This is a genomic window from Gammaproteobacteria bacterium, assembly GCA_027296625.1.
Taxonomy (GTDB): Bacteria; Pseudomonadota; Gammaproteobacteria; order JAKEHO01; family JAKEHO01; genus JAKEHO01.
This window is the reverse complement of sequence record JAPUIX010000092.1, coordinates 1-6,073: the sequence shown is the minus strand read 5'-3', so window position 1 is coordinate 6,073 and position 6,073 is coordinate 1. Positions and strand designations below refer to the sequence as shown.

Below are 6,073 nucleotides of genomic sequence, written 5' to 3'. Positions count from 1 at the left end.
CTTTGGCGATGATGATTTCTTCCCCTGCCGCGGCATTTTCCACCAGGCGGGACAGTTGTGTTTTTGCCTTATGAATATTGACCTTTTCCACTCGAAGCTCCTGCCCACAACACGGACTTAGCTAAGTCTAGTCTATTTTGGTAGCCTTTGCGACTTTGTTGGTCCTTTTCAACTGCAATATTCCACCCTGCTCTGATATCCCGCCCCTACAGTCTAACGACTCCCGCGGCTAGCTATTTATGCCAGACCACGCCGTTGACATAGCGCCTAAAGCGCGCCGGTTAAAAGCTCACGATCCAGCTAGCCATGGGCCAAAGAAAGATCGGCAAGCCTGTTGTATTCTTTCAATATATTGGCTGTGACGCACTCAGCATCAAATAACTTCATGGCCTTTTCCTTTGCAGCCACGCCCATCGCAAGTCTCAATTTTCGCAGCACTGAAAAAAGCTAACGCGCCTAACATGAAACTCATGCTCCCTGGCCCTTATAGTGTGAAACCATCTCCTCGATCGCGTCATCAAACGCGCGCTTAGGACGATAGCCCAACTCGCGTTTAATCTTTTCTGCACTATACCAGGCTGACCCGAGCAACTTCTCGAGGGCATCTGAATCAAACACAAAGCGGCGCCTAGTTATGAGGCTAACCAAATCACCAATCTTGGCGATCGCCCGAAGAACGAATATTGGTACCGACCAACTGGGTACACGCTTACCCAGGGCGCGATAAATAGACTCTTGAATATATCGTGTAGAGTAAGTTTGATCGTCCGTGACAATGTAGGTCTGGCCATTAGCACGGGTGGATGTCGCTGCCAGCAACGCAGCCTGAACCACGTCGTCTACATGCACCATCGATCTCTTGTTGCCCGTCTCAGGTAGCGGCGGGAACCTGCCGTGTCGTACGGCTTCGATCATCCGCCACAGATTGCCTTTGACGCCCGGTCCGTAAACCAAAGCGAGACGCAGATTGCACACGTGCATTCCTAATCTATGGCCTGCTTCTAAAACCCCACGTTCAGATTCGAGTTTCGCGCGCCCATAAGATGTTTCCGGTGGGATATTGCATTGCTCGTTTATGCAAATCTCATTATCTCCACCGATCACCTTCACGCTGCTAAGAAAAATAAACTCGCTCACCCCAGCCCGACCTGCTTCTTCCAGTAATGCCTGCGTACCATTAACATTCACAGACCACTGCAGTCTATCATCCTCCTGCGAGGACTCTGCCCATGTGTGTGCGTAACCGGCTGCATGAAAAATTACATCAACGTGCTTGCAAACGCCGGACAGGCTATCGGGATCACAGAGATCGCCCACGATTTTGTCGGCGCCAGGTGAGACGCCTTGCGATGAATTCCGAACTAGTGTCGATACTTCAGCGTCCCGTTGCAACAGAGCTTGGACGAGACGAGGGCCTATAAATCCACTTGCGCCTGTGACGAGGACGGATTTTCCCTTTAGCGATTCGTACACTTAGGTGTATTGCTAACAAGTCCTTTTGTATTTGCCACGTGACTGAGAAAATCCTGGTACATTGATAGTCGTTTTCGCTAACACTTTCGCGAGACCAGACTCAGCCTCAGCGACCCTTCCCCATGCGTCGTCTTAGTGAAGCATCTTGAATCAAGCGCTCCAACACCACGGTCAAAGCATCCAGATCCTCTACCGGAACCAGTAAATCATTTTCGCCGTCGCTTTCGACTAAAATGGTGCTGCAAGAGGCGCGCATACTCATCCAGCAAGCCACCGTTTATAAGTTTTGCATCGAAATCGGTAATACACCGCGCCCTTGCTTCCGATCCTAATTTTGATAGCAGCTCTGGATTTTCGAGTAATCGCCTCAATGCATTAAACAAAGCAGTTTCATTGCGCGGTGGCACTAGAATTCCTGTTACGCCATCAACTATGGCGTCGCAAAGACCAGTAATTTTTGTCCCAACCGTAGGTACGGCCATGGCGGCCGCCTCGATGACTACCGTTCCAAAGCCTTCGCGATAGCTCGGCAAGCAGAGCACGTCGGTGATCGCAAGATAGCGCTCTGGGCAATCTCTATAGCCGAGATAATGTATTCTGGGATTAGTGGCCGTGGGCCTCGAAGCATGAGAAAAGATGCCCTCATAGTCGGGATCTAGCGGACCTAACAATACCAGATCTGCGTCGTAATCAAGATTTGACAGCTGACCAAAGGCGGAAAGCAACTCCCCTATACCTTTATCGCCGGTGATACGTCCAATAAACAGAATAACCTTAGAACTGTCACTGATCGATAAATTCCGCCTAGTCTCTGCCGCTGAACTCGCCCATTTTGCCCGACTGAAGCGGTCCAAATCGACTCCCGCAAGCGACCCCTTGCCAATGACGCCAATCTTTCTTGCCGGTACGATTTTCTTTCTTATGAGCAGTTCACGCTGGCTAACGCTATCGGCATAACAACATGTATTCAATCGCGCGATCACCTTGTCACTAATGCGACTCAGCCAGTGCATCGCCCCCTTTAGCGTTGCCCAGCGTTGTCCAGTAAAAGTGTGTAATCGCACAGGCACACGGCAAATGAACCCGCTGATTGCCGTCAGCAAGCCCGCCTTCGGTGTAGTGGAATGCACAATAGCGAACCGATATTGTCGGAATATCCGTATCAGTAAAAACAGAGCAACAAGGTCTTTTGCCGGGGAAAAATCGCGCGCCAGGTCAACCGCAACATAGCTGAGTCCAGCACCAAATCGCACGTTTGACAACTCTGGTCCTTCAGAACAAATTAGTGCGACTTGCATACCTTGATCTCTCAAACACTCAATCTGATTCTTAAGTTGCGATACAGCGAAATACGATATCGTTGAAATACGCGCAACCTTGACGCCTTCAATAGCGCTTTTCTTCCCAACATCAACCTTTCGTGCGGAGGACTCAGTTGACACAGCAAATAAAAGACCAGTTCTGAAAAAGCCCTCAGCGGCGATTAAAGTCTGCACAGCTGCCAGGATGCTATGCTCTCGCGGAGGCCTTCCCCCATAGACACTTTGTGGACATAGTGAAGCTCTTCTTCGATACGGGTCGACGAGTACCTACAACGGTTCACTAACGCATCGATTCTTGCATCAGTGAGCGGCATACCTGGGACCGTTTCCAGTCTGCGCACTATCCACCTAACCGGACGCTCCGGCAACCTCAGCTTAGGCATAGTCCTACCCACGCACCGAGCAATCATCTCCACAAACTCCTCAAGTGTGCACCAATCGGAGAGGTTATAGATTCGCCCACTATTGTGCGGTATACAAGCACACTGGAGCAGTGCCTCTACTACGTTTTTGACGTGAATATAGTTTGCTGACGCCCCCGGCGGCCCAATAAAAAAGAATAAACCGCGTTTGACCATTGTTGCCAACTTAACCAAAGATCGGTTGGGCATCTCGGGGCCAAATACGATCGACGGTCGAAGAATCGTACAGCTTATAAGGCCCTTCGCGCTTGTCGCCTGAACAAGCCGGTCCGCCTCCGCTTTAGTTTCCTCGTAGATTCCTACCGGCCTCTCAGGAGTTTGTTCGGTAATGACCGCATCCCGATATCGACCATAGACCCCCACACTGCTTAACTGTACCCAGTGCCCAATGCTGTTCGACGCGGCGTCTAATAGATTGCGCGTACCTTGTACGTTTATCCCGTACATGTCGTCCTTGTTAATGATCTCGCCTGCACAGTGAAAGACCACGTCTGCGCCATCGACGAAGCTGGGCAAGATCTCGATATCCTGCGTTAGATCACCCCTGTACAGTTTCACTCCGTCTGGCAACTCGACAGCGCTCGAAGAACGCCGGGTCAACACACGAACGGAATTGCCCGCTTCTAGATTCTCTAAGACAAGGTGCCGCCCGACAAAACCTGTGCCTCCGGCAATGGCAACGAGCATGACAGCAAGACCACTTAACGCGGCTCGTGAGTCCCCGGGTACTTATACGTCGGTAGATGCCGTGCATGCGGCCGAGACAGCTGCGCATCCTCAGCAAGTTCTTCGTATAAGGCTTCGTACCGCCGGACAACGGCCGATAAACTGTAATGCTTTTCGATACGGTCACGAGCCTTAGCGCCAAGGTCCGCCCTCCCTTTCGCGCCGATCTCGAGAAGCTCGCGCCATGCACTCGCTAAAGCATCCGGGTCTCTGGCTGACACCACTCGCCCAGTTTCATCGACGATCAACCTAGAATCCCCTACATCCGTGACTACGCATGGAACACCACAGGCCATCGCCTCGCCGACAACAGTGGGGAACCCCTCCCCCGATGAAGATGAAGTCGCGATATCGAGCGCCGCTGTTAGTCTTGGTATGTCAGTGCGCTCCCCTAACAGACAAATACGCTCATCTAGTTGCTGCTCGCTAATCGCTGCTTCTAGCTCCGCATTCTTACTATCGACACCTCGTCCCACCAAAACAAAAAAAATATCGCGCCGAGTTCTAACCAGCATACCAGCTGCTCTGAGAAAGTTTGCATGATCCTTCGCCGGGTCGTACCGTGCAATAAGTCCAATCAACAAAGTGCCCGCAGAAAGGCCAAGCTCAGTTCTCACCTGAGCGCGCGCTTCTCCGCTCGGCCGAAATCTTTCAACATCGATGCCGTTCGGTATGACCTCGGCACGTCGAGGCCGGTAACCCATGCGTGTATGTACATTTTGGCCTGCTTTGGAATTAAATATCACGACGTCGGGCAAATGTGCCAATCGGGCTAGCACACCTACCACCAACGCAGTAGATCTTGACAATTTCAAGTGGGAAGTACGTAGATTCCATGCGAGCACAGGCGTACGTGCCGATCGCCGGGCGAGCGATCCAATCAGGTCAGCGTGATAAAGCCATGTCTGCAGAATGTCGGGCTGCTCGCCGCGTAGCATTCGGTGCAACCGAAACAATGCCATTGGATTTGGCATGCCGCGACGCATACCGAGGTCCGTTACCCTGATGCCTTCTCCCTCGATGACTGGGCGCAGCGCACCGCCGGTCATCATCGACACGACAACATTGTCGAACCGTTGCCGATCCATGGTCGCAACCAGCCTGGCAAGCATGGTCTCGGCGCCACCAATGTCCAGATCGGTTATCAAGTGCATAATGCGCAGACCATGGGTGGCAGTCATGCTGTTCCGTAACTGTGATCGACAATGCTATAGCCGCGTATGTAAGCTCTCAAACAGCTAGAGAGCTTGGTACCGTGGCCCGGTGGGACTTACTCTCTTCAAGCCACGCCTGGAACATAAGGACATCCCACAAGTGATACTGCCAGTTGCGCGTGCCCGAAAGATGCTCGGACCACTTCTGCCTGATGGGTTGCGGGTTGAAGTACCCTTCGCGTTTGAGGCGGTCTTCCGCGAGCAGTGCCTCCGCCCAGTCCTTCAACGAGCCGCGCAACCAGCTATCGATAGGCACACCGAAGCCCATTTTCGGCCGCTCGATTAGCTCGCGGGGAACGTAGTTGTAAAGTACCTGACGCAGGAGCCATTTGCTCCCACCATTGCGAATTTTCATTGATAACGGCACGCGCCAAGCAAACTCGACGACACGGTGGTCCAAAAGCGGGACCCGCGCCTCAAGACTTACACCCATGCTCGCTCGGTCTACTTTGACGAGAATGTCGTCTGGCAAGTATGTCACCAGGTCCATATACATCATCCACTGCGTAAAGTGCGGCAGATTAGCCCACCGGTTATTGTCTGTGAGGGCAGTGAGGGGCTCCTGGCCTCCGATCACGACTGACTGCGGATCTTTCCAGTGCGAAACTAAGCTGCGGTACAGTTGCTCCGGACCGGTGACCCTAAGGATCTCCGCAAGCTTATGTGTTCTATCACCAGTGATCTCCAACCCGCTGGCGCGGGGCATGAGGAACTCTGTCCGCCGCAATAATCGATCCCATGTCCCCGTCGACACACTGGTAAGGACCTTTGACCCGAGACGCCTCACGCCCGTGGGCGCCCAGCCAATCTTCTGCCAGATACTTTGCCCCAAGAAGTAACGCGTGTAGCCACCAAACAGCTCATCGCCTCCATCCCCGGAAAGGCTTACAGTGACATGCTGACGCGCAAGCTTCGA

6 protein-coding genes are annotated in these 6,073 nt (G+C 52.6%); all 6 read right to left on the bottom strand.

The window, feature by feature from the left end:
- On the bottom strand, positions 1 to 91 hold a 91-nt coding region (locus O6944_04905; GenBank protein MCZ6718476.1), incomplete at its 3' end, for a type II toxin-antitoxin system prevent-host-death family antitoxin.
- A 377-nt stretch (positions 92 to 468) separates the two neighbouring features.
- Positions 469 to 1,473: an NAD-dependent epimerase/dehydratase family protein gene (locus O6944_04900; protein ID MCZ6718475.1), complete on the bottom strand. Its 1,005-nt coding sequence runs from the start codon at positions 1,471 to 1,473 to the stop codon at positions 469 to 471.
- A 206-nt stretch (positions 1,474 to 1,679) separates the two neighbouring features.
- Complete coding sequence (locus O6944_04895; GenBank protein ID MCZ6718474.1) at positions 1,680 to 2,915, bottom strand: glycosyltransferase family 4 protein; 1,236 nt, start codon at positions 2,913 to 2,915, stop codon at positions 1,680 to 1,682.
- A gap of 41 nt (positions 2,916 to 2,956) precedes the next feature.
- Positions 2,957 to 3,904, bottom strand: a complete 948-nt coding sequence (locus O6944_04890) for an NAD-dependent epimerase/dehydratase family protein (protein ID MCZ6718473.1) — start codon at positions 3,902 to 3,904, stop codon at positions 2,957 to 2,959.
- Positions 3,905 to 3,918: 14 nt separating this feature from the next.
- Positions 3,919 to 5,124: a glycosyltransferase gene (locus tag O6944_04885; GenBank protein ID MCZ6718472.1), complete on the bottom strand. Its 1,206-nt coding sequence runs from the start codon at positions 5,122 to 5,124 to the stop codon at positions 3,919 to 3,921.
- A 49-nt stretch (positions 5,125 to 5,173) separates the two neighbouring features.
- Positions 5,174 to 6,073: asparagine synthase-related protein (locus O6944_04880; GenBank protein MCZ6718471.1), on the bottom strand; the 900-nt coding region annotated here is incomplete at its 5' end.